This window comes from Nocardia carnea (assembly GCF_029868325.1).
Classification (GTDB): Bacteria; Actinomycetota; Actinomycetes; order Mycobacteriales; family Mycobacteriaceae; genus Nocardia; species Nocardia carnea_C.
Genome location: NZ_JARWNW010000246.1, coordinates 1 through 22,159, shown reverse-complemented (window position 1 = coordinate 22,159; position 22,159 = coordinate 1). Strand labels below are relative to the sequence as shown.

Annotated in this window: 16 protein-coding genes; 7 read left to right on the top strand and 9 right to left on the bottom strand. The window is 66.7% G+C overall.

What is annotated here, in order from left to right:
* Nucleotides 1-158 precede the first annotated feature (158 nt).
* From QH196_RS21710 to QH196_RS21700, 3 genes are all read right to left on the bottom strand, one after another.
* Nucleotides 159-776, bottom strand: a complete 618-nt coding sequence (locus QH196_RS21710) for a hypothetical protein (protein WP_280417652.1) — start codon at nt 774-776, stop codon at nt 159-161.
* 134 nt (nt 777-910) lie between these two features.
* On the bottom strand, nt 911-1,684 hold the full coding sequence (locus tag QH196_RS21705; RefSeq protein WP_280417651.1) for a MerR family transcriptional regulator: 774 nt from the start codon (nt 1,682-1,684) through the stop codon (nt 911-913).
* A gap of 85 nt (nt 1,685-1,769) precedes the next feature.
* Nucleotides 1,770-3,332 carry a SpoIID/LytB domain-containing protein gene (locus QH196_RS21700; protein ID WP_280417650.1) on the bottom strand — a complete coding sequence of 521 codons (1,563 nt, stop codon included), beginning with the start codon at nt 3,330-3,332 and terminating at the stop codon, nt 1,770-1,772.
* Between the two features lie 327 nt (nt 3,333-3,659).
* Here QH196_RS21700 and QH196_RS21695 point away from each other — a divergent pair, with 327 nt between their 5' ends.
* Nucleotides 3,660-6,017, top strand: a complete 2,358-nt coding sequence (locus QH196_RS21695) for an N-acetylmuramoyl-L-alanine amidase (protein WP_280417649.1) — start codon at nt 3,660-3,662, stop codon at nt 6,015-6,017.
* A gap of 253 nt (nt 6,018-6,270) precedes the next feature.
* On the opposite strand, the gene QH196_RS21690 is transcribed toward QH196_RS21695, so the two are convergent.
* Nucleotides 6,271-7,128, bottom strand: a complete 858-nt coding sequence (locus QH196_RS21690; protein WP_280417648.1) for an HAD family hydrolase — start codon at nt 7,126-7,128, stop codon at nt 6,271-6,273.
* 232 nt (nt 7,129-7,360) lie between these two features.
* Between QH196_RS21690 and QH196_RS21685 the strand changes: the two genes are divergently transcribed.
* The 5 genes from QH196_RS21685 to QH196_RS21665 are packed head-to-tail and all read left to right on the top strand — an operon-like array spanning nt 7,361 to nt 13,626.
* Complete coding sequence (locus QH196_RS21685) at nt 7,361-8,338, top strand: ABC transporter permease (protein WP_280417647.1); 978 nt, start codon at nt 7,361-7,363, stop codon at nt 8,336-8,338.
* A complete protein-coding gene (locus QH196_RS21680; RefSeq protein ID WP_280417646.1) occupies nt 8,335-9,312 on the top strand; it encodes an ABC transporter permease in 978 nt (325 codons plus the stop codon). The genes QH196_RS21685 and QH196_RS21680 overlap by 4 nt, the downstream gene beginning before the upstream one ends.
* A gap of 14 nt (nt 9,313-9,326) precedes the next feature.
* Entirely contained in the window at nt 9,327-11,210 is a 1,884-nt protein-coding gene (locus QH196_RS21675) for an ABC transporter ATP-binding protein (RefSeq protein ID WP_280417654.1), read from the top strand.
* Between the two features lie 44 nt (nt 11,211-11,254).
* Nucleotides 11,255-12,931, top strand: a complete 1,677-nt coding sequence (locus tag QH196_RS21670; protein WP_280417645.1) for an ABC transporter family substrate-binding protein — start codon at nt 11,255-11,257, stop codon at nt 12,929-12,931.
* A complete protein-coding gene (locus QH196_RS21665; RefSeq protein WP_432279530.1) occupies nt 12,928-13,626 on the top strand; it encodes a hypothetical protein in 699 nt (232 codons plus the stop codon). Before QH196_RS21670 ends, QH196_RS21665 begins: the two co-directional genes overlap by 4 nt.
* A 71-nt stretch (nt 13,627-13,697) precedes the next feature.
* On the opposite strand, the gene QH196_RS21660 is transcribed toward QH196_RS21665, so the two are convergent.
* Entirely contained in the window at nt 13,698-16,649 is a 2,952-nt protein-coding gene (locus QH196_RS21660) for an AfsR/SARP family transcriptional regulator (protein WP_280417644.1), read from the bottom strand.
* 125 nt (nt 16,650-16,774) lie between these two features.
* Here QH196_RS21660 and QH196_RS21655 point away from each other — a divergent pair, with 125 nt between their 5' ends.
* The gene (locus QH196_RS21655) at nt 16,775-18,190 is read left to right on the top strand and encodes an NAD(P)-binding protein (protein ID WP_280417643.1); all 1,416 of its coding nucleotides are present in this window, start codon (nt 16,775-16,777) and stop codon (nt 18,188-18,190) included.
* Nucleotides 18,191-18,209: 19 nt separating this feature from the next.
* Here QH196_RS21655 and hemC read toward each other — a convergent pair whose 3' ends face one another.
* The 4 genes from hemC to QH196_RS21635 form a co-directional block, all read right to left on the bottom strand.
* Nucleotides 18,210-19,136, bottom strand: coding sequence for a hydroxymethylbilane synthase (hemC, locus tag QH196_RS21650; RefSeq protein WP_280417642.1), 927 nt, complete (start codon nt 19,134-19,136; stop codon nt 18,210-18,212).
* A 97-nt stretch (nt 19,137-19,233) separates the two neighbouring features.
* Nucleotides 19,234-19,443 carry a DUF397 domain-containing protein gene (locus tag QH196_RS21645; RefSeq protein ID WP_280417641.1) on the bottom strand — a complete coding sequence of 70 codons (210 nt, stop codon included), beginning with the start codon at nt 19,441-19,443 and terminating at the stop codon, nt 19,234-19,236.
* On the bottom strand, nt 19,440-20,324 hold the full coding sequence (locus tag QH196_RS21640; RefSeq protein WP_280417640.1) for a helix-turn-helix domain-containing protein: 885 nt from the start codon (nt 20,322-20,324) through the stop codon (nt 19,440-19,442). Before QH196_RS21640 ends, QH196_RS21645 begins: the two co-directional genes overlap by 4 nt.
* A gap of 386 nt (nt 20,325-20,710) precedes the next feature.
* Nucleotides 20,711-22,159, bottom strand: a 1,449-nt coding sequence (locus QH196_RS21635; protein ID WP_280417639.1) for a Rieske (2Fe-2S) protein, incomplete at its 5' end; no start/stop codon positions are given.

Below are 22,159 nucleotides of genomic sequence, written 5' to 3'. Positions count from 1 at the left end.
CGCCCCCCCTTTTGTTTTCTCTACGCCGCCCGCCGGGGGTTCCGGGGGGGGTGTGCACCCGCGGGGGGGGGGGGGCCCCGGGGGGGGCCCCAAAAAACCCGCGGGGGGGGGGGGGGGCTCCCCCCCCCCCCGGGCGAACGGGTGTGCGAATCGCCGGCTCAGTAGCCGTACGGGGCGGGCCCGTAGCCACCGGCCATCGCGGGCGCCCGCCCGGCCTCGATCCACCGTTTGGTGGAACCGAGAGCGGCCAGGACCAGCGTTCCGAGGGCGAACAGACCGGCGATGATCGCGGTGAGCCCGAATCCGAAAATCGAGACGATGAGGAACGCGACACACGCGACGATCACCGTGATCCGGCCGGCACTGCTCCGTTTCAGCAGCATGATCCCGCCGACCAGCAGGGCCACCGCCACGATGAGGTACAGGATCCCCCAGATGATGCCGACACCCTCGAAATCGATATCGACATCAGGGCCCTTGCCACTGCTGCTACTGGAGGAACTGCTGCGCCGGCGCGCACCGGTGGCCAGTGCCGCCCCGTTGGTGAGCGAGCTCTCCGAGGTGGCGGCGGTCAGGATGAACATGGAGATGGCCATACCGACGCTGGAGAGGGCACCCAGCAGCGCGAGGATGCCCGCGGTGATACCGGTGCCCCCGCTCGGCGCGGGCTGCGGGTACCCGTACGGACCGGGTGCGGCCGCATAGGCCGGAGCCGGGTAGCCGGGACCCGGTGCCGGGTACCCCTGCTGCGGCGGCTGACCATACGGATAACTCATGGGACCTCCCCCTCGTAAATGTTTTCGGGAACTCTACCGCGCCGCAGTGGAGTTCGCCGACGTCTCGTCCCACTCATTGTGAAACGCAAGTGTCCGCACACTTTTCGTGTGCGGACACCCGCGCCGGCCGTTTTCTATTCGAGATAGGTGTCCGCGTAGTACTTCATCGCATCGCGAACCAGCTCCACCGTGCCCTTTCCGTGCCGGTCGTAGTGGACCCCGAAACGTTCGTCGGCGACATACATTTCACCGAGCCCGGCGAATTCCTTCGCACTCGGCTGCCGGCCCTGCCAGCCCACCGACACCCATTCGTAGTGCCGCTGGGTGATCGCCCGGACCTCGGCACTGTCCGGCGCCAGCCCGGCCTGCCACGCCCGGCCGTATTCCTCGGCGATATCGAGCTGATCCTGCTGGAACTGCTGTTTCTGTGCCGTGGTGAGCGCATTCCACCACCGGTCGCCGCGCTCGTAGGCCTCGGCGCCCCAGCGCTCGGTGACCTCGTCCTTGTATTGCGTATGGTCGAATTCTTCGAAAACTTCTGCCGCCACGAGTCGTTCACCTCTTTCCAATTTGCCCAACGTGGTGCGTACCGACTCGATCCGGCGGCGGATCCGGTCCTGTTCGCCCTGCAGCAGGTCCAATTGCGCACGCAGGGCGGTGGCGGCGTCTTTCTCCCCGGCCAGGATCTCCCCGATCACGGGCAGGCCCACACCGAGTTCGCGCAGCAGCAGGATCCGCTGCAACCGCACCAGGGAACGCTCGTCGTAATAGCGGTATCCGTTGGCGCCGATCCGGCTGGGCGGCAGCAGTCCCAGCTGCCCGTAATGGCGCAGCGTACGACTGGTGGTGCCGGCCGCCCTGGCCAGCTCCTGGATGGACCATTCGCCGGTGCCCGAACCCGCGCCCACGACCCTTCACCTCTTCCGTATCGCGTCGGTTCCTCCAGCGTGCAAGTTGACGCTACGTAAAGGTCAAGCGGTCGCGGGGCGGTGTTCAGGAACCGCTGGACAGGTCGGTCACCTCCATGTCCATGGGGATTTTCTCGGCACCCGGTAAGGCGGCCGGGCGGTCGCCCTGCAGCGCGGGCCCGCCGGACGGGGTTTCCGGTGCGTCCGGGGCTCCGGCACGGCCCGCCGGCACCCGGCCCGGAGCGGTACCGGGGTCGGTTCCGGTATCTCCCGAGCTGCCCGATTCGGCCGTCCCGGGTTCGGTTGCTTCCGAATCAGCGCTGCCCACCGCGGGCTCCTCCAGGTTCGGCACCATCTGCATCAGCGTGGTGAAGTCGACGACCTGCGCACCGAGGGTCGGTGTGTAGACGATGACACCGTTCTCGAACAACCGGTAGCTACCGGCGTCGTCGGGTAGCGCCATCTCCGGAGTGACCGGCAGGCCGACCACACTGCGGGCGCCGCCCATTTCCGCGTAGGCGGTATCGATCGGCGAGGGCGTTTGCCCCGGTTTCAGACCGGGAAGCGCCGGATTCGTCCCGTCCGGCGACGTCGGCAGGCTGCCCTCGGGAGTCCGCGGCACCGGAGCGCCCGCGTTCGGGGCGGTTTTGTCGCCTTCCGGTGAGACCGGCGGTACTGAGTCCCCGGGCATGCCGGGCGTGGCCCCGTCGGGCCGCGCGGCCTGGATCTGCGGGTCGGCCGGCGCGGCCGGCATGGGACCGGCGACCGCGAGTTCCGCGGGTGTCGGGCCCACCTCGAAAGTCTGGATATCGGCGGGTTGCCCGCCGTCGGGCGCGGCTGAGTACTCCGACCGCAGTATCCGCCCGTCGCGCAGCAGCACCCGGCCCGCGGTGGCTTCCACCGCGGCGGTGGTGCGCGGATCCTCCTGGGCGGTACCGCTGTAGACCTGGCAGTCGGTGGTGTCGCAGGTCTGCGCGTACGGCCAGCGGGTCTCGGCGAGGGCGTAGGAGCGCGCCGCGATGGCCTGGGCCTCGAGCGCCACCGGATCCCAGCCGGCGGGCATCTCCGCGGGGATCACGCCGCGTAAATAGTCCTGGACATCCACCCGGTTGACCGTGCGGGCGTCACCGTTTTCGGTGGCCACACCCACGGAGCCACGGTAGGCGCCGCCCCCGCACAGGGTGAGGTGCTCGTTCGCCGGGCGGTTGGGATTCGGGTCGACGGGATAGACCCAGGGGTCGCCGACGGATGTCTCCCAGAGCACGCCGCCCTCGCAGCCATCGGTGACGACGACATGCGCGCCGCCGTCCGGCAGGGGTATCAACCGGGCGGCCTGGCCCGGCTCGAGCACCCGGCCCGCCACCCGGGCGCCGGCATCCGAGAAAACGACCGGTTCGGCGCCGTCGTAGCCCTGCAACCGGACCGATACCGAAGCCGGGCCGACCGTGCCGATCTCGGCCCCGGGGTAGTAGTGCCCGAGGATCTGCTCGACACTCTGGCCGCTGCGCGCGTTTTGCAGCGCGCCGTGCTGACTGAGCCCCCTGCCGTGCCCGGGACCGGCCTCGGCAATCATCCGGTATACCTCACCGGCAGAGGGCGCCAGTAACGAGCCGCCGATCAGCAGAGCCGTGGCACCGCAGGCGAACATCGGCCCGGGCCTGATCCTTCGTCCTCGCATCGACCGGGGTAATCGGCGCACTACCAGCGGATTACCAAGGCGCAGCGGATCTTTCGAGCGAGTTATGCTGTTTCGGTATGGCATACGAGCACTCCCATCGATTCGCCCGGACGTTTGCCTCGACACGACGTCGGCATGTCGTTTCGACCGGCCACGCTCCGGGAGCTACATTCGAGCGACCAGGTAAGCCTCAACCTCAGGTTTAGCTTTGTGACGAATGTGGCTAGTGTGGTCTGTGAGACTCGAGTACGCAAGCATGACTTGCTCACCGATCACCGGTTGCAACCCTGATTGGAGATGCTCGTGCCCTACCGCAAACCGAAGCGTTCCTACGTCCTGCCGGTTGTCGCGCTGATTGCGGTAGCGGGGCCGCTCCTGGTTCCCACGGTCATCAGCCCACACAAATCGGCCGACCAGGTCGAACTCACCGCCGTACCGCCCCTGCTCACCGAGCAGGCGTTGAACAATGCCACCGATATCGTCCTGCCGCTGGCCGAATTGACCGGTCTGGAACTTCCCGGCCTGCGATTATCGGATCTCCATGCACTCGACCTGCCCGGACTCACCCCGTCCGATTCCCCGCCGGGTCCGGCATCCGGCCGCCAGGTCCCCGGATTCGTCACCGAGGCTCCCGGCGGCGGCACCCCCTCCGCCGACACGCCGGCACTCACCCCCGGCGTCATCCCCCCTGAATTCATGAACGCCGTCGGCGCCCAGGTCAAGGAACTGACCCGGGAAGAGCCGTTCAGCATGGTTGCGCTGACCGCGCCGGACCTGGCGAACACCACCGTCATGGTCCGCGCCAAACAGCCCGACGGCGCATGGGGCCAGTGGTACGAGGCCAGCCCGATCGACGGCGCCGACGGCGTGGCCGACGGCGCGCCCGCAGGCACCGACCCGATCTACGTCGGAAACACCACCGCGGTACAGGTTCTGGTCACCCGGAAACCAGAGCAGCCCGCGGGCGGCCCGCTGACCCCCACCCCGGCCGCGGCCGGCGAACAAGAGCCGCCCCCCGATCTCACCGCCGTCCTGATCGATCCCGGACGCGGCGCCGTCGACGACAATCTGCAGGATATCGCCGCCGCCCTGCCCGGCGGCGGACCACGGGTGATCACCCGTAACCAATGGGGCGCCGACGAATCCATCCGCTGCCAGGAACCCACTTACGACGACGGCCTCGGCGGTATCACCGTGCACCACACCGCCGGTCGCAACGATTACAGCAAGGCCGAATCGGCCGGGATCGTGCGCGCCATCTACGCCTACCATTCGCAGACCCTCGGCTGGTGCGATATCGGCTACAACGCCCTGGTCGACAAGTACGGGCAGATCTTCGAAGGCACCTACGGCGGCCTGAACGAGCCGGTACAGGGCGCGCACGCGGGCGGTTTCAACGAGAACACCTCCGGAGTCGCGATCATGGGCGACTACCAGACCGAACAGCCCACCGACGCCTCGATCGAAGCCATCGGCAAATTCATCGGCTGGCGCGCCAAGATCGCCGGACTCGACCCGAAGGGTCAGACCACCATGTACTCGGAGGGCACCGAGTTCACCCCGTACGCCCGCGGTGAAGAGGTGAAACTGCCGGTTGTGTTCGCGCACCGCGACGTCGGGAACACCAGCTGTCCCGGCGACGCCGCATACGCGCAGATGGACCGCATCCGCACGATCGCCGCCGGTGAAGCCGGCGGAACACAATCACAGACACAGACACCGCGCAGCCAGGCCTCCCGCTCCGACCTGGCCGCCCTCGCCGACCTCACCGCGAAGCTGCTGACCATGGTCAACGACAACCTGATCGCCAAATACTGGGCCTCCAAGGGCGGCCCCGACGGCCCGCTCGGCCAGGCGGCCTCCGAACCGCTGCCCGCCGCCCAGGGCCAGCAGTACGCGAAATTCGTGAACGGTTACGTCTACACCACCCCCGACGGGCAGGCCCATGAGGTGGTCGGCAAGATCCTCGACCGCTTCCTGGAACTCGGCGCCGACGCCGGCGCCCTCGGCCTGCCGTTGACCAGCCCGTACCCGGTACCCGAGGGTTTGCGTGCCGATTTCCAGAACGGTTCGCTGATCCTGAACCAGGCGACCGATGTGGTCAGCACGCTGTGGAAGACCTATAACGAACTCAACCAGCAGCAGGTCCAGGGTGCGCCGGGTCAACCACCGCACCCGCAGGCCGCTCCGCTGCCGGCGCCGGGCCTGCCGCAGGGGGTCACCCCGACACCGGCACCCGCGCTCGCCGCTCCGCCACCCGTGCACGACCGGGTACCAGGTGCTCCCGCACCTGCCTTGGCCGCCCCGGCGCCGCAGCCGCAAGCGCCCACACAAGTTCCTCCCCAAGCGCAGGTTCCGGCTCAGGCTCGAGCCCAAGTTCCGGCCCAAGCCCAAGTTCCGGCTCCGACTCCGGGAGACAGTTCGACACCGAGCACTCCCATCGCGCCCCCGGCCGGTGCGCCGATCCACGAAACACCCCCGGCACAACCGGCACCCGACGGCGCGCCCGCGGCACCGCCCGAACCCGCCCCCGGCACCGCGGAGCAGCAACCACAACCACCTACCCCGCTACCGGTTCCGGCCGGCCCGGAGGGAGCTCCACCGGCCCCGGCCACCACCGGCGAACCGACAGTCCCGCCGGCCCCGGCGGCCTGAATTCAGTCCGGATAACCGCGCCGACCGTGTACAACGGTCGGCGCGGTTCTGTGTCCGGCCGGCGCTCATCAACGCCGGGCCGCCGGCGCTTCGCGGCCACCCGGTCGGATGCCCCGTTATGGCACCGCGCCCGATTCCGACGGCCCGCGGGCAGGTGCTGTACAGCGTCGGCGGGGCGAACGGTCACGGACCATCATGTCGGTACGCGGCCGCGCAGATCCACCAGCGACACCGGCGCCAGTCGCGGTCCGCGTCAGCGGCGCGAATCGTCCTGCGGCCACCAGCGTTCCAAGACCCGCGCAACCCCGTCATCGGAGTTCGTCCCGGTGACCTCGTCCGCGGCCGCGATGGCCTCCGGGTGCGCATGACCCATCGCCACGCCCAGCCCGGCCATCCGCAGCATCGGCACATCGTTGGGCATATCGCCGAACGCGACCATATCGGCCGGGTCGATACCGAGCCGCTCGCCGATGATGCGCAGCCCGTGCGCTTTGGTGACGCCGGGCGCGGAGATCTCGACCAGCCCGTGGTCGGTCGAATAGGTGATATCCGCCCGGTCACCGATATGACCGGCCAGCGTCGCCGCCATCTCGCCGCTACTGGTCCCCGGCAGCCGGATCAGCATTTTTATCGCCGGGGAGGCGATGACCTCATCGCGCGCCACGGCCGTATCGTCCGGGTTCAGCCAGGCGTGCACATACTCGGGCGAGCTCACGAACTGCGGCGTCGCCGCGTCGTGGGCGCTGGCACCCACCCGTTCGGCTGCCAGACCACATCCGGGCAGCACTTTCTCCGCGAGATCCGCGAGCCAGGCCAGCGTCGGCACGTCGAGGACGGTGGTGCTCAGCACCCGGTCGGTTTCGGGGTCGTACAGCACCGCCCCGTTACCGCATACGCACAGCGGCGCGAACCCCAGCCCCGCCACCACCGGCGCAATCCACCGCGGCGGCCGCCCCGTCGCCAGCACGAACTGCACCCCGTCGGCCACCAGCGCCCCCACGACATCCCGGGTCCGCGCGGTGACCCGCTCATACGGGTCGATCAGAGTGCCGTCCACGTCGGAGGCCACAAGCTTGGGTTTGGGCATTTGCGATGCGGTCACCCAGTCCATTCTGCTGTGTCCCCGGTACGGCGGGCCTCCGCGGGCACCGCAGTGTCCCGCCCAGACAACCCACGACCGGCCGGGCCCCTCCACGCAGGCCGTGGCGCCTCGCCCGTGCCAGGTGCCGTCGCACTCCGCGACCAGGCCCCGAAGCGGGGCGAACACGCAGCGAGCCATCCGGCGCGCAGGTCGCGGAAACGCTCCCTATGATCAGGGACCACACCTGATATCGAGGGGAATGATGGCCGGCTTTCTGTTGCGACGCGCACTCAACTACGTCGTGCTGTTGCTGCTGGCATCCTTCTTGACCTTCAGTCTCGCCTCGCTGACCTTCCGGCCGCTGGACAGCCTGGAACAGCGCAATCCGCGGCCCCCGCAGTCGGTGATCGATGCCAAGGCCGAGCAACTGCACCTCGACGAGCCGATACCGCAGCGCTACGTCATCTGGATGAAAGGCGTGGTGCAGGGCGACTTCGGCGAAACCCTCGGCGGGCAGCCGGTGAGCGAGGAACTCGGCCGCCGGGTGGCGGTGAGTCTGCGCTTGCTGATTCTGGGGTCCATCATCGGCACCGTGCTCGGCGTGCTGATCGGCGCGGCCGGCGCGATCCGCCAGTACAGATTCAGCGACTACTTCACCACCGTTGTCTCTCTGCTGATCCTGTCCACCCCGGTCTTCCTGCTGGCCACGCTGTTGAAGTTCGGTGCGCTCGAGATCAACTCACTGACCGGCCAGCAGATCTTCCTCTATACCGGCGAGACCTCGGCCGGCCATATCGAGGGTTTCGGCGCGCAACTCGTCGACCGGCTACAACATCTGGTGCTACCCACGCTGACCCTCGCGCTCGGCGGCATGGCCGGATACAGCCGGTACCAGCGCAATGCCATGCTCGACGTACTGCAGAGCGATTTCATCCGCACCGCGCGAGCCAAGGGACTCACGCGGAACAAGGCGCTCTACAAGCACGGTCTGCGCACCGCGCTTATCCCGATGGCAACCCTGTTCGCCTACAGTCTCGGCGGGCTGATCACCGGTGCGACCTTCACCGAGAAGATTTTCGGCTGGCACGGCGTCGGCGAATGGCTGGTCGATTCGATCAACGCGCAGGACATCTACGTGGTCGCTACGGTGACCGCGTTCGCCGGTCTGGTGGTGCTGGTGTCCGGGCTGCTCTCCGATATCGTCTACGCGATTCTCGACCCGAGGGTGCGGGTGGCATGAGCATCAACGAAACCGAGATCCTGGTACAGGGCGCACCGGAGCCCGCGGCGAGCGGCCGGCGCAAACTGGTGCTGCGCCGTTTCCTGCGGAACAAACCGGCGCTGTTCGGCGCCGCGATCCTGATCCTGCTGTTCCTCGCCGCGTTCGTGCTGCCGGCATTTCTGCCGTACGACCACAAGGAACTCGACTACACCGCACTGCTGGAGCCCCCGAGCCCCCAGCATCCCTTCGGCACCAACGAAATCGGGCAGGATGTGCTCGCCCAGACCCTGCGCGGTCTGCAGAAATCGCTGATCATCGGATTCTGCGTGGCGGTGGCCTCCACCACTCTCGCCGCGCTCGTCGGGGCGATCGCCGGATTGCTGGGCGGCTGGACCGATCGTGCCCTCATGTGGCTGGTCGATCTGCTGCTGGTCGTCCCGAGCTTCATCATCGTGGCCCTTTTCGCGCCGCGGACGAAGGGCAGCGGCTCGATCGTGCTGTTGATCGTGCTGCTCAGTGTGTTCGGCTGGATGATCAGTGCGCGGATCGTGCGCGGTTTGACCATGAGCCTGCGCGAACGCGAATTCGTCCGGGCCGCCCGCTATATGGGCGCCCCCACGCATACGGTGATCCTGACCCATATCGTGCCCAATATCGCCTCGATCCTGATCATCGATACGACGCTCACCGTGGGTGCCTCGATCATGGCCGAAACCGGGCTGAGCTTCCTCGGGTTCGGTGTGCAACCGCCGGATGTCTCGCTGGGCACCCTGATCGCCAACGGCACCAGCTCGGCGATGACCTATCCGTGGTTGTTCATGTTCGCCGGTGGCCTGCTGATCATCACCGTGCTCTGCGCGAACCTGGTGGGTGACGGGTTACGCGACGCCTTCGATCCCGGGGCGAAGAACGCCCGGTCCCGTCCGTCCCGCAAGGAACGGAAAGCGCAGCAAGCGCAGGAGGTCCGCATAGCGGAGGGTTCGGGGAAATGACCGGAGGCAACACGATGACGGAATCGGCGTCGAACCGGTCCGGCGGGCCGGCCGCGACGGAGTCCACGGCACCGCTGCTCGAGGTGACCGGCCTGCGGGTTTCCTTTCCCAGCGAAGAGGGTCGTATCGAGGCGGTCCGCGGTGTGGACTACACGGTCGCCGACGGCGAAGTTCTTGCCATCGTCGGCGAATCGGGTTCCGGAAAGTCCGTATCGTCACTGGCAGTGATGGGCCTACTACCGGAGCAGGCGCGCGTCGGCGGCTCGATTCGGCTGCGCGGCCGGGAACTGATCGGGCTCGGCGACAAGGAACTGTCGCGGCTGCGTGGCAGCGCGGTGAGCATGGTGTTCCAGGACCCGCTCTCGGCGCTCACTCCGGTTTTCCGGGTGGGCGACCAGATAGCCGAGGCGCTGCTCGCGCACGGCGCATTGAGCAAGGACGCGGCCGCGAAACGCGCAGTGGAACTGCTGGACCTGGTCGGTATCCCCGATCCGGAGCTGCGGGCCAGGGCTTTTCCGCACGAGTTCTCCGGGGGGATGCGCCAGCGTGTGGTGATCGCGATGGCCATCGCCAACGATCCCGCGTTGATCATCTGCGACGAACCGACCACCGCACTCGATGTGACGGTGCAGAAACAGATTCTGAACCTGCTGCGCAAGGCGCGCGATATCACCGGCGCCGGCGTCATCATGATCACCCACGATATGGGTATCGCTGCCACGATCGCCGACCGTGTGGCGGTGATGTACGCCGGCCGGATCGTGGAAACCGCGAGTACCGCCGCATTGTTCCGGAATCCGCGGATGCCGTACACGGTGGGCCTGCTCGGCTCCATCCCCCGAATGGACGGACCCCCGCGCGCACCCCTCATTCCGATCGTCGGCGCCCCGCCCGCCATGCACGCGCTACCACCGGGATGCTCGTTCGCGCCCCGCTGCCCCGTGGCGATCGACGACTGCCGGACCGCCGAACCCCCGCTCGCCGAAACCGATCCGGGCCAGGCCGCCGCATGCATCCGCACCGCCGAGCTGAGCTCCGGCGCATTGTTCGACGCGTACCGGCAGGAAGTCGGGGCGACGCCCGTCCCACCGGCAAGGGATACCCAGGTCGTACTGAAGGTCACCGACCTGGTGAAAACGTTCCAGATCACTTCCGGTGTACTGCTGCGGCGCCGTAAGGGCGAGGTACGCGCGGTGGACGGGATCAGTTTCGAGATCCGAGCCGGCCGCACGCTCGCCCTGGTCGGCGAATCGGGCTCCGGGAAGTCGACAACGCTCACCCAGATCCTCGACCTGGTCAAACCACAGTCCGGCTCCATCGAGGTCATGGGCCACGATGTAGCGACCCTGACCCGGTCCGAACGCCGGGAGCTACGCCGGAAACTGCAGATCGTCTTCCAGGATCCCACCGCTTCGCTCGACCCACGCCTGCCCGTGGCCGATGCTGTCGGGCAACCGATGCGGATCGCCGGCCATCCGAAATCCGAGATAGCCCAGCGGGTACCGGCGCTGTTGCGGCAGGTGGGCCTGCGACCCGAACACGCCGACAGATATCCGGGGGATTTTTCGGGCGGGCAGAAACAGCGCATATGCATCGCCCGGGCTCTCGCCCTGGACCCCGAACTGCTCGTACTCGACGAACCGGTGTCCTCGCTGGATGTCTCCATCCAGGCCGGAGTGCTGAACCTACTGCGCGACCTGCAAGCCGAACGCGGGCTGTCCTACCTTTTCGTCTCACACGATCTGTCGGTGGTACGGAATCTGGCGCATGATATCGCCGTGATGTACCGCGGCGAGATCGTGGAAGCGGGACCGGCCGAGCAGATCTTCGAAGCCCCGGAACACGCGTACACACGGTCGCTGATCGAGGCGGTACCCGTGCCCGTGGTACAGGGTTGACAGGCGTGCTCGCCGGACCCACCGGCAGGAAGGAAGTATCGGCCATGAGGATTCGATCTGCAGGGAGAAGGCTCGCGGTACCGTTGTTCGCCGTCGCCCTGCTCGCGGCCGGGTGCGGCGCGAACGACACCGGTGCTCCGGAAGGCGCGGTCGCCGAGCTGGGGTCGGTCAACGACATCAACCCGCACGATGTGAGCGAACTGCGCGACGGCGGGAATCTGCGACTGGTCATGTCGTCGTACCCGGAGCAGTGGAATCCGCTGCAATTGGACAGTGACGGTGGAGTCGCTTCCGTCGTCAGGCCGACATTGCCCAGGTCGTTCGTCACCGACTCGGCCGGCAAGATCTCCGTGGACACCAACTACTTCACCAGCGTGGAGCTCACCAACACCGAGCCCCAGCAGGTGACCTACACGATCAACCCGAAGGCCGTCTGGTCCGATGGCAGCCCGATCACCTGGGAGGACATAGCGTCCCAGGCCAACGCGCTCAGTGGCCGCGACGATCGCTTCCTGGTCGGCAACACCATGGGCTTCGACCGAGTCGAGAAGGTCGAGCGCGGAATCGACGATCGTCAGGCGATCATCACCTTCGACAAGCATTTCGCTGACTGGGCCGGACAATTCGCGGGCAACAGCATGCTGTTGCCCAAAGAGGTGACATCCACTCCCGAAGCATTCAACGAAGGGTGGCGAAACGGCGTCACCAAGACCGCCGGCCCCTTCGTCGTCCAGTCCACCGACCGCGCGCAAGGCCGGGTCGTGTTGGGCCGCAACCCGAAATGGTGGGGCGATACTCCCAAACTCGACACCATCACCTTCAGCGAACTGGCGTCCGAGGCAATGGTGCCGGCGCTGGCGAACAACGAGGTCGACGCGGTCGGCCTCGGCACACGCGATGATATGGAGACCGCGCGCAACACTCCCGGCGTAGTGATCCGGCGGGCACCCAGCAACTTCTGGAACCACCTGACCTTCAACGGTGCTCCCGGTTCACTCCTGGAAGATCCGGCCGTACGCGTCGCGATCATCAAAGCAATCGACCGCAACGGTATCGCCAAAGCCATGCAGAACGGGCTGGTCCCGGACCCGAAACCGCTGAACAACCACATCTTCTTGCAGGGCCAGGAAGGCTATCAGGACAACAGCCTGCCGTTCGACCCGGAAGCCGCGGCCCGGGAGCTCGATGCCCTCGGCTGGAAACTCAACGGCGATGTCCGGGAGAAGGACGGTCGCCGGCTCGAGATCCGCGATGTGATGTACAACGACCAGACCTGGGTACAGATCGCGCAGATCATCCAGCAGAACCTCGCCAAGATCGGGGTCAAGCTGGTCATCGAGACCAAACCGGGGAACGGCTTCTTCACCGATGTGATCCAGCCCGGCAATTTCGATGTGGGCCAGTGGAGCTGGCAGGGTGATGCGTTCCCGCTGAGCAGCATCCCGCAGATCTGGGGCTACTACCCCGACGATCTGCAGGGCAATTACGGCCGCATCGGTTCGCCCGAACTGAACGAACTGATCGAGCAGACGCTGTCGGAACTGGACCCGCAGAAGGCCATCGAACTGGCCAATCAGGTCGACAAGGAGGTCTGGGCCGAAGGACATTCGATTCCACTCGTGCAATCCGCCGGGAACGTCGGCGTGCGCGATAACCTCGCCAACTACGGTGCCGCCGGACTGGCCTCACTCGACTACACGAAAATCGGATTCCTTAAGTGAGATCCCGGATAGGCCACCCACTGGCCTATCCGCTGTGCGTAACGATCGGCGCCCTCGCGGTACTCACCGCGTGGGCGCCGTTCGCCGATCCGGACCAGCTCAGCGCATTGGCTGTGGTGGCGATCGGGATCGTGGGATACAGCGGGTACCGGATCGCTGTCGCGCTGGGAGTTTTCCGGCACGGCAGCAGCGGCAGCGGGACAGTCACCGTGCGGCGGGTCCGGCAGGAGCATCAGCTGCTCAGCCGGTCCTGGCTGGAACTGCGCGAGGGTGACCGCGTCCGCTGGCTGCCGGTGTATTTCGATCCCGAATTGATCTCCTACACCGGCGGCCCGGCTGTGCTGGGCGAGCGCCGGATAATAGTACTGCAGAAGACGAATACCGACCTGGATACCGGTTCCGAGAATGGATCCCGCACTTTTCCGTCGGGGCGTGCACGTGACCACGAGCCCCCCGGCCGCCTCATCGACAATCCCACGCGGCCCGATCCGGAGGTTTCGGACCGCGCGCGAACAGCCACGAAAGTCACCCGGCGGCTGTTGCTGGACGCCCAGTCCGCGGTGGCGGCGCCGTTCGCGGGGCTGCTCTGGGTCTACGTCGTGGGCGGCGGTATCCCCGCGTTCACCGGCGCATGCTCCGTGACCGCGGCGGCCGCCATCTGGCTCGCCGCGATCCGCGGATCGGACCCGAGCTGATCGCGCCTTTTCATGCGGCGATCACCCATCGGCCACTCGGCGCAGAACCCAGTTCCGCGCTCCGGTCGACGTCACCGAGCATCCCGTAGCCGGGCGGCAGCGATCTCCGCGTCGGCCGATCCGGTTGCCGCCCAGATCTCGAAGGCCGATTCCCAAGCTCGCCGCGCACCAGGACGATCGGGCAGGGAGTCCAGCACATCACCGATCAGGAGTTCGGCCCGCGCGTGGTGATAGCGCAGCCCCGCGTCGGCGGCTACGGCGGCTGCTGCGCGGAACTCGGTCAGCGCCCTGGCCGGCTCGTCGTCGCGCTGGTAGAGCTCCCCCAGCGTGATCCGGACCTCGGGTTCCATCACCCGTTCGCGGAAGCCTTTTGCCAGCGATAGGCAGTGGCGGGCGTGGGCATAGGCATCCGCCTTGCGGCCCTGCCGCTGATAGACGAGCGCCAACGGCGTCAGGTACGCGTGCAGAGTGCTGTTTCCGGACTCCAATGCGCGTTCCAGATGTGGCTGCGCAGCAGTGTATCGGTCCAGGCGTACCAGTGCCAGGCCGGCGAGGGTTTCGGCATCGAAAGCCACCGATCTGGCGGGGTCGGCTCCGTCGACCGAATCGTTGACTTCCGTTGCACCGGCCAGTCCTTCCAGGGCGCACGTGAGCGCACGGCCGGGATCTCCTAGGTACATGTACGCCTGCCCCAGGTACACCAGCGCCGCTGCCCGACCGAGGCGGCCCTCGCTGCCGAGCTCCTCTGCGAGCGAGATGCCGTGGCGCAGCAGCCGGACGGCGTCGCGGTAGCGTCCGAGCCACGTGTAGGTTGTACCGAGATTTCCGGCCTGTAGGAGTACCTCGTGGCGCGCACCCGCGCGCTCGAAACACCGGTATGCCCGTTCCATGTATCCGTAGGCGTCTTCGAGACGCCCGAGCCGGCGGTAGGTCGATCCGAGATATCGGCTCGCGGTGCCCTCCGCGAGCGGGTCGCCGTATTCCGCGGCCGCGTCCACGGCTGCCCGATGGATCACCAGTGCCTCGTCGTGATGCGCTCCGTACCGGAGGCGGCCACGCAGTGCGACCGACAGCCGGATCGCCACATCGAATCGGCGCGAATCGACAGCCAGCCGGGAGACAAGCCCGAGGTTGCGGCGTTCGTCCTCGAACCACCGGGTGCTGTGGTGAGAATCTTCGTCACCTGCCGCCGCAGCCGCGGCGTAATGGTCGAGCAGGCGATTCAACGCCGGTTCGCGCTCGGGACCGAAGTCCTCGGGGGCACTGAGTTCGACCGCGTACGACCGGAGCAGATCGTGCATCGAGTATCTGCCGTCCGAAACTTCGACCAGATGCGCGCGGCGCAACATCCGCAGCACCGAGCGGGCCTGCGGCTCCTCGACACCCAGCAATGCGCCCACGGTTGCCTGGTCGAAGTCGTATCCGGGATGCAGGCCGATCAGGCGGAATCCGTGCGCGGCGTCCGGTGCCAGCTTGTGGTAGGACCAGGAGAGCACGGCGCGTACATCCGTACCCGTATCGCCGCCGGCATCGAGAACCTGCAGCGCCGACCGGTGTCCGGCCAATTCGGCGGCGAGCTCCACAATCGGTTGCCCGCCCGCCTCCGTTGGTGTTTCGTTCACCAGCTCGGCCATGAGCCGGACCGTCAGCGGGAGACCGGCGCAACGCCGGACCAAGGTCCCCGCCGCATCGGGGTAGCCCCGAATCCGGCTGCCCGCCGATCTGCGGAGCAGCTCGAGCGCCTCGGATTCCACGAGACGGTTCAGCGATACCCGCAGGGCACCGTCCCGGGCCGCGAGTCCGGGTAGCGAATCACGGCTGGTGGCGAGGACAAGGCAGGTCGAATCACCCGGTAGCAACGGCCGCACCTGTTGCGCAGTCGCGACATTGTCGAGGACGATCAGGATCCGGCGCCTGTCGATCACAGTGCGGAACAGGGCGGCACGCTCATCGGTTCCGGCCGGGATATCCGGCCCGGCGACACCGAGAGCGCGCAGAAAACCGGCCAGCACGTCGCCCGGCGTCAACTCCGGATCGGGTCCGTAGGCATGGAAATCGGCATAGAGCTGACCGTCCGGGAAGCTACCTCGAACCGACGCCGCCCAGTGCCGGACCAACGCTGTTTTTCCGACCCCGGCGGTGCCGGTGACCACCGCCACCAACGGCATCGTGGAATCGTCGACCCGTTCCTCGAGTATCTTGTCGAGCGCCGCGAGTTCCGCTTGCCGGCCGGAGAAACCACTGATATCACCCGGCAGCTGAGCGGGGCGCGGGACGACCTGCTCGCCGGTATCCGCCAGGCTCACCGGCCCACCCGCAAGTATTTGGCGCTCGATTTCCCGCAGCTCTGGCCCGGGTTCCTGACCGAGTTCACCGACCAGGTGGTCCCGTGCCCGCCGATACACCTCCAGCGCCGCGCTCTGCCGGCCGCTGCGGTACAGCGAGATCATCAGCAGCGCATGCAGTCGCTCCTGCAAGGGATGTTGCAGGACAGCATCGGTGAGTTCGGCGAGCACCGCAGTGTGCCGACCACAGGCCAGCTCTGCGACGTACAGGTTCTCTACCGCGGTCGACCGCCGTCGTTCGAGTCGCTTGGCTTCGCCGGTGAGCAGCGGAACATCGACGCCTTCGTAGGGATCACCGCGCCAGAGCCGGAGCGCGGCACGGATCTGCTCGGCCGCGCGCTGCGGATCGGTCGTCGACGCCTGCTCGAGCAGGGCCTCGAAACGTACGGCATCAATACACTCCGGGTCTACCCGGAGCCGGTAGCCACTTCCTTCCGCCAGCAGCTGAGCCGAGGCGGGCAGTCGCTCCCGGAGCCGATGGACGGTCACATGCAACCTTGCCCTTGCTCTGGGCCCGGCCCGGGCTCCCCACAGGGCGTCGATGAGCAGATCCTGCGGCACCACCGCCCCCGCCCTGGCGAGTAGTACGCCGAGAAGCGCCTGTTGCAGGCGCCCGGATACGAGATGTTCTCGCCCTCGGTCTTGAATTCGCAGTGGTCCCAGCACCCGGAATTGCACGATCCCAGTGTCGACGAATGAGCGTGACACACAAGGTGGGCACGCGCGTACACCGATGAAAGCGGGGTGAAAGCGCGCCGGCTCATGCTGCAGGTGGACGAGGATCGATTCAGAAAGGCACGCTCATGCGCATTATCGTGATCGGCGGTAGCGCCGCCGGCCTGAGCGCGGCGCTACTACTCGCCCGGGACGGTCACCGGGTCGAAGTGCTCGACCGCGACACCGTAGCGCCCGCGGCCGATGTGGAGACCGCAGCCCGAACTGTTTTCCGGCGGTCCGCGCCACAGCTGGCGCAACTCCATTCGCTGACTCCGCTGGCCGGGCAACTGTTGCGTGACCATCTTCCCGACGTACACACCCACCTGCTCGGCGCCGGTGCGGTCGTATCGCCGGTGACCGACCGGATGCCGACAACACTTGCCGACCGGAATCTGCGGCCGGGTGACGAAGCACTGTCGTATCTGCAAGGCCGCCGATCGACCCTCGACCGGTCGCTCCGCCTCATCACCGCCTCCGAACCCGGGATCCGATTGTGCGGGGGAAATCTGGCGACCGGGTTGATCACGCGGCCCGGAAGCCCGCCACGAGTGGCCGGGGTACGCACGATTCGAGGCGACCGCGCCGCGGATATCGTCCTCGATGCGTCCGGGCGCCGTTCGCCGATAGATACCTGGCTGGGGAGCGAGCACATCCGTCCGACAGCGACCATCGAAACCGAATGCGGTATCAACTACTACACACGGCACTACCGGCTCCGGCCGGGAGAATCCTGGCCCGAACCGGGCCGTCTCTCGCTTTTGCAGTTCACACCACACTTCGGACTGGTCGCCTGTACGGCCGATAACGGCGTGCTCTCGGTGGCTGTCTGCCCCGCTGCCGAGGATCGCCCGTTCCGGTCGCTGCGCTATGCCGCCGCCTACGAAGCGGTGATCGATACGCTGCCCGGGCTGCGGAAATGGCGTGCCGTGTGCAGTCCGGATACCGGAGTCCGGCCGATGGCGGGGCTGCACGGTTTGCTGCGGCGACTGATCGTCGATGGATCGCCGGTGGTGCATGGACTCCATGTCCTCGGTGATGCCGCCTGCCATATGAACCCCACCCTCGGCCGGGGTGTCGGGATGGCGTTGGACAGCGCCGTCCGCGTGCGAGCCGCGATCCGGCGCCATCCCGACAGCGCCCACGATCAAGCCTTGGCCGTCGATGCCGGAATCACCGCCGACGTGCAGCCGTGGTTCGCGGAGCAGACCAGGCTCGACGCCGCCTACCTGGGATCACTGCGGCGTTCGATACATGCGCAGCCGGAACCGGTATCGGAGCCGGACGACCTGATCTCACCGGCGCATATTCGCACCGCGGCGGCCTACGACCCCGTGGTGTTCCGATCCCTCATGCAGGTGACCGGTATGTTGCGACGCCCCGACGAGGTGTACACAGACCCGGTGGTGCAGGCTCGAACCCGGGGCGTTCTCGCCGCCGTCGATCGTGCCGGGCCACGCTGGGTTTCCCGGCACGTTCTGCTGGACGCACTCGCGGCCGCCTGATTACGGAAGCAGCGACCCGCTAGTGCGGGATGGAGTCGATGATCCTGCGCGCACCCTGCCGCAGCAGGTCCGATCCCACGAAGAAGCCCAGCGCCTGCGGATCCTCCGGGACACCCCAGTGCTGCGAGTCCAGCCACTGGGTGCCCTCGAGGTTGAACACCTTGCCGTGCAACGAGAGCCGGCCGGCGGGTTCGATGACGCAGACGCCGGCGATCGGCGAATTGCAGTGGCCCTGTAGGGCGTGCAGCATCGCGCGTTCGGCGTCGACGACGCGGCGGGTTTCGGCGTGATCGAGCCGACCCGCGAGTTCGCGGACCTCGTCGTCGTCGGCGCGGCAGGCCAGAGTGAGGACACCGGCGCCGATCGGGGGGCACATGATTTCCAGCGGCAGGATTTCGGTGATCCGATCCTCCTGGCCGATCCGGTACATCCCGGCGACCGCGGCGATCAGCACATCGCAGTACCCGTCCTCGAGCCGCATGAGCCGGGAGTTCATATTCCCGCGCAGCGGTTTCATCTCCAGATGCGGGTAGTGCAACCGCAACTGCGCGGCCCGGCGCACCGAACTGGTGCCGACGACGGTCCCCGGCGGTTGTTCCGACAGCGGCCGGCCGTCCTTGGTGATGATCGCGTCGCGCACATCGTCGCGTTTCGGGAATCCGGCGAACGCGATACCCTCCGGAATCGGGATATCACCCGGAATATCCTTCAAGCAGTGCACGGCCAGATCGGCCTCGTCGTGCAGCAGGGCATCGTCGATTTCCTTGACGAAAGCCCCCTTGCCACCGAGCGCTGCCAAATCCCCCATCCAGCGGTCACCGGCAGCAGTCACCTTCACCAGTTCGGTTTCCGCACCGAGCTCGGATAAACCCGCCGCCACCTGCTCGGCTTGGGCAACTGCCATAGGACTGGCCCGGGTCGCGACCCGGATAATGCGCGAGGCCATGGCGTGACTCTACCGCCGCCCGAAACCCCGGCAACCGGCCGTCCCCGCGGCGACCGGGGACAGACCTATCCGGCTATCGCCCCGCTCGGTATCGAGGTCAGGACGCGGACGGATACCGACCGGTCGCAACATCCGAGGTGAATGCATCCCAGGTTTCGGGACCGAAGACCAGCGCCGGGCCCGTGGGATCCTTGGAATCACGGACTCCCACCGTGCCCCCGGCCAAGAACGCGGCCTCGACACATGCCTTATCGGCACCGCTGTACGTGCTTTTGAACCACTTCACGCCGGCTAGATGATCGATCACGTCCCGTACTCCTTCGCAACCCGCCGCAACAGTGCCCGACTACGCTCGTCATCGAGCGTTTTCCGCCGAAGCCTCTGATACGCCCGAGCATAACGTTCCACCGTCGCCGGCTTTTCCAAATAGAGGTCCCCGGTGTAGCTCTCGACATAGACAACCGTCGGCTCCGGGGGCTGTCGTCGAGCGAGTCGGCGCGGTTCCAAAATCACGAACGGCCCCATCGCAACACCCATCGGACAACCCGCGGAAAAGGGAAGGACGCGGACCGTCACATTCGGTCGCGTCCCGAGATCCGCGAGATGGCGCAACTGACCTGCCATAACGCGGCAACCACCGACGAGGACCCGAAGCGCCGATTCCCGGACGATGATGTCGATCCGGACCGGCGCATGGTTTCGGGTTATCCGAGCCTGTCTGCCCATCCTCAACTTGACCCGCCGCTCATGCTCCGTGACCGCCTCATCGGGGAAGGCGGCCCGGATCAGCGCATTCGCGTATGCGGGAGTCTGCACAATCCCCGGTACCAGCTCGGGCTCATACCAGGTCAGTGCCTGCGCCGAGGACTCCAGATCCACGAATACGTCGAAATGCTCGGGAATGATGTCCCCGTACTCATGCCACCAACTTTTGCCCGCTGCTTGAAGAGCGAGTCCTTTCAGCACCTCGGTGAACTCTTCGCTGAATTCGTAGATTCGGCACAACGCCTCCAGGTCCATCATCCGGATACGTTCGGTCGCACCGACCTCCAACCGCTGGACCGTACTGATACTCCACTGCATCAACGCACCGACCTCGGCCAGCGTCAGCCCTACTGCCTCTCGACCGTTGCGCAGGTGCTTACCAAGCTGCCGACGAGGAAGGGTCGATCGATCACACTCGGTCATACGGATAGCTCCGTTCCAAGGGGACCAGGTGTTCTCAGCACTGAGACGCTCCACCGTCCAGAATGAGAATCGCCCTGGCGATTCGGACGATTTGACGATCGAGCCTGGTCCAGCACCATTCCGCGATGCTGTCCTAGGCGTGCGCCCGGCAGGGAGAAGCCGACCCGAAACCCCTATGCTTCCCCGCCCCGGCACCCCTTGCTCTCCGCCGGGACCGGGCGCATCGAACAATACTCCCGATCCACGTCAGAGGTGTTGCGATAGAGCATTTTCCGTTTGGACTGCGCCAGGCAGCTGGTCGGCACCCTCAGATCATCGACAAAGTGGAGTTTGCGGCACGCGCCACCAGCGGGGCCGCGACGGATGCGATGTCGGTATCGCCACGCCTAGCCGGCCGGTTCGGTCAGTTTGCGGGAGCGGAGTTCGTGGCCCTTCGAGGTTTTGCAACGGCCCGATTCCAGGTCCCACTGCCAGCCGTGCAGGTTGCAGGTGAGGGTGTTTCCTTCCACCACACCGAATTTCGACAGGTCGGCTTTGAGGTGGGGGCAGCGGCGCTGGATTTCCCAGCCGGCCACCTCGACCGAGGCCGAATCGTCGTGGGCTTCGGAGAACCAGCCGTCGGCGTAGGCGATGCGTTCGTCGGTGAGGCATTTGAAGAACGTGTACAGGTACTCGTTGTAGCCGCCGATACGCCAGGCCTGGAAGCGGGTGGACAGGAAGATCGTGTTCACCCAGTCCGGTTCCTGATCACGCAGGACGGTGCGGACGAGTTCGGGGGCGATCCGGAAGCCGTAGCGGTATTTGCCCTCCCCCTCGCGGGGGGCGCGGACCTGGCGGGCCGGGAAGTCGAGGACCACGGTTTCGTCGCCGAGCACCAGGCCGACCGGGTAGCCGATACCGTCGCAGATGAGATCGCTCTGCCGCATGATCGGCTCGAACAGGTCGCGCAGGGGTTCGAGGAGCGGTTCGCCTTCGGCTGCGGCCCAGGTCTTCTTCTCCGCGACCAGTACCGGTGCCAGCCGCTGCGCCATCTTCTCGATGTAGGCGGCCTTATCGTTCCAGATGGTGTCGGGATCGTAGGGATGGTTCAGTTCGAGTTCGGCGCCGTGCACGTCGACCGTCGACCCGGGCACCATCAGCAGCCCACGGTCGTGGCCGTGTTCGCGCATCTGCTCGAGGAAGACCATCTGGTCGGGGAAGATATTTCCCTCGTCGCCGCGATCGTCGTTGAGGTAGCGCAGTTCGTCGTCGAGGAAAACCGGCGGGCCGGCCGACGGGACAACCCAGGTGGCGCCGACCTGCTCGATATAGCTGCGGGCCCGGTCCATTCCGCGCTGCCGCTTTTGCTTACCGAAATTCGATTTCGTGCGCGCCGGGATGTCGTACACCATCGGATACCAGATGGCGCCGGAGTACTGCAGCAGATGAATATCTATCGTGCCGAAGGCGTCGTGCAGGACGTCCATATCGACCGGCCGCGCGTCGTTCATATTGAAACAGGTGGTTTCCCGGTCGGAGACGATGAGTCCGGAATCACCGATCGGACCGTCCGCGGGAGCGCGCAGCGCGACGATCATGATGTCGAGTTCGGCGGTGGGATCGCCACCGCCGGGGGCCCCGGGGCCCCGGCACCCGTTGGGTGTCCAAAACAACGGGTTTGATGATATTTTTTTTAAGCGTTTGTGCAACGCACACGGGCCCGAGGAATCGGTTTTCTGCCCGGTGGCCGCAGACGAAGACAGCACCTCGGGGTAGGTCATGCCCGCGCGTTCGTTGCGGTCGAGATTACCGCCGGCGACCATACCGTCGAGCACATAGTTCCAGCGGGCCTCGGC

Excerpts from the sequence above, each read along its gene's own strand:
- QH196_RS21680 (WP_280417646.1), top strand. The coding sequence starts at position 8,335 with ATGAGCATCAACGAAACCGAGATCCTGGTACAGGGCGCACCGGAGCCC.
- QH196_RS21670 (WP_280417645.1), top strand. The coding sequence starts at position 11,255 with ATGAGGATTCGATCTGCAGGGAGAAGGCTCGCGGTACCGTTGTTCGCC.
- QH196_RS21700 (WP_280417650.1), bottom strand. The coding sequence starts at position 3,332 with ATGTTCGCCTGCGGTGCCACGGCTCTGCTGATCGGCGGCTCGTTACTG.
- QH196_RS21675 (WP_280417654.1), top strand. The coding sequence starts at position 9,327 with ATGACGGAATCGGCGTCGAACCGGTCCGGCGGGCCGGCCGCGACGGAG.
- hemC (WP_280417642.1), bottom strand. The coding sequence starts at position 19,136 with ATGGCCTCGCGCATTATCCGGGTCGCGACCCGGGCCAGTCCTATGGCA.
- QH196_RS21695 (WP_280417649.1), top strand. The coding sequence starts at position 3,660 with ATGCTCGTGCCCTACCGCAAACCGAAGCGTTCCTACGTCCTGCCGGTT.
- QH196_RS21640 (WP_280417640.1), bottom strand. The coding sequence starts at position 20,324 with ATGACCGAGTGTGATCGATCGACCCTTCCTCGTCGGCAGCTTGGTAAG.
- QH196_RS21710 (WP_280417652.1), bottom strand. The coding sequence starts at position 776 with ATGAGTTATCCGTATGGTCAGCCGCCGCAGCAGGGGTACCCGGCACCG.
- QH196_RS21685 (WP_280417647.1), top strand. The coding sequence starts at position 7,361 with ATGGCCGGCTTTCTGTTGCGACGCGCACTCAACTACGTCGTGCTGTTG.
- QH196_RS21655 (WP_280417643.1), top strand. The coding sequence starts at position 16,775 with ATGCGCATTATCGTGATCGGCGGTAGCGCCGCCGGCCTGAGCGCGGCG.
- QH196_RS21690 (WP_280417648.1), bottom strand. The coding sequence starts at position 7,128 with ATGGACTGGGTGACCGCATCGCAAATGCCCAAACCCAAGCTTGTGGCC.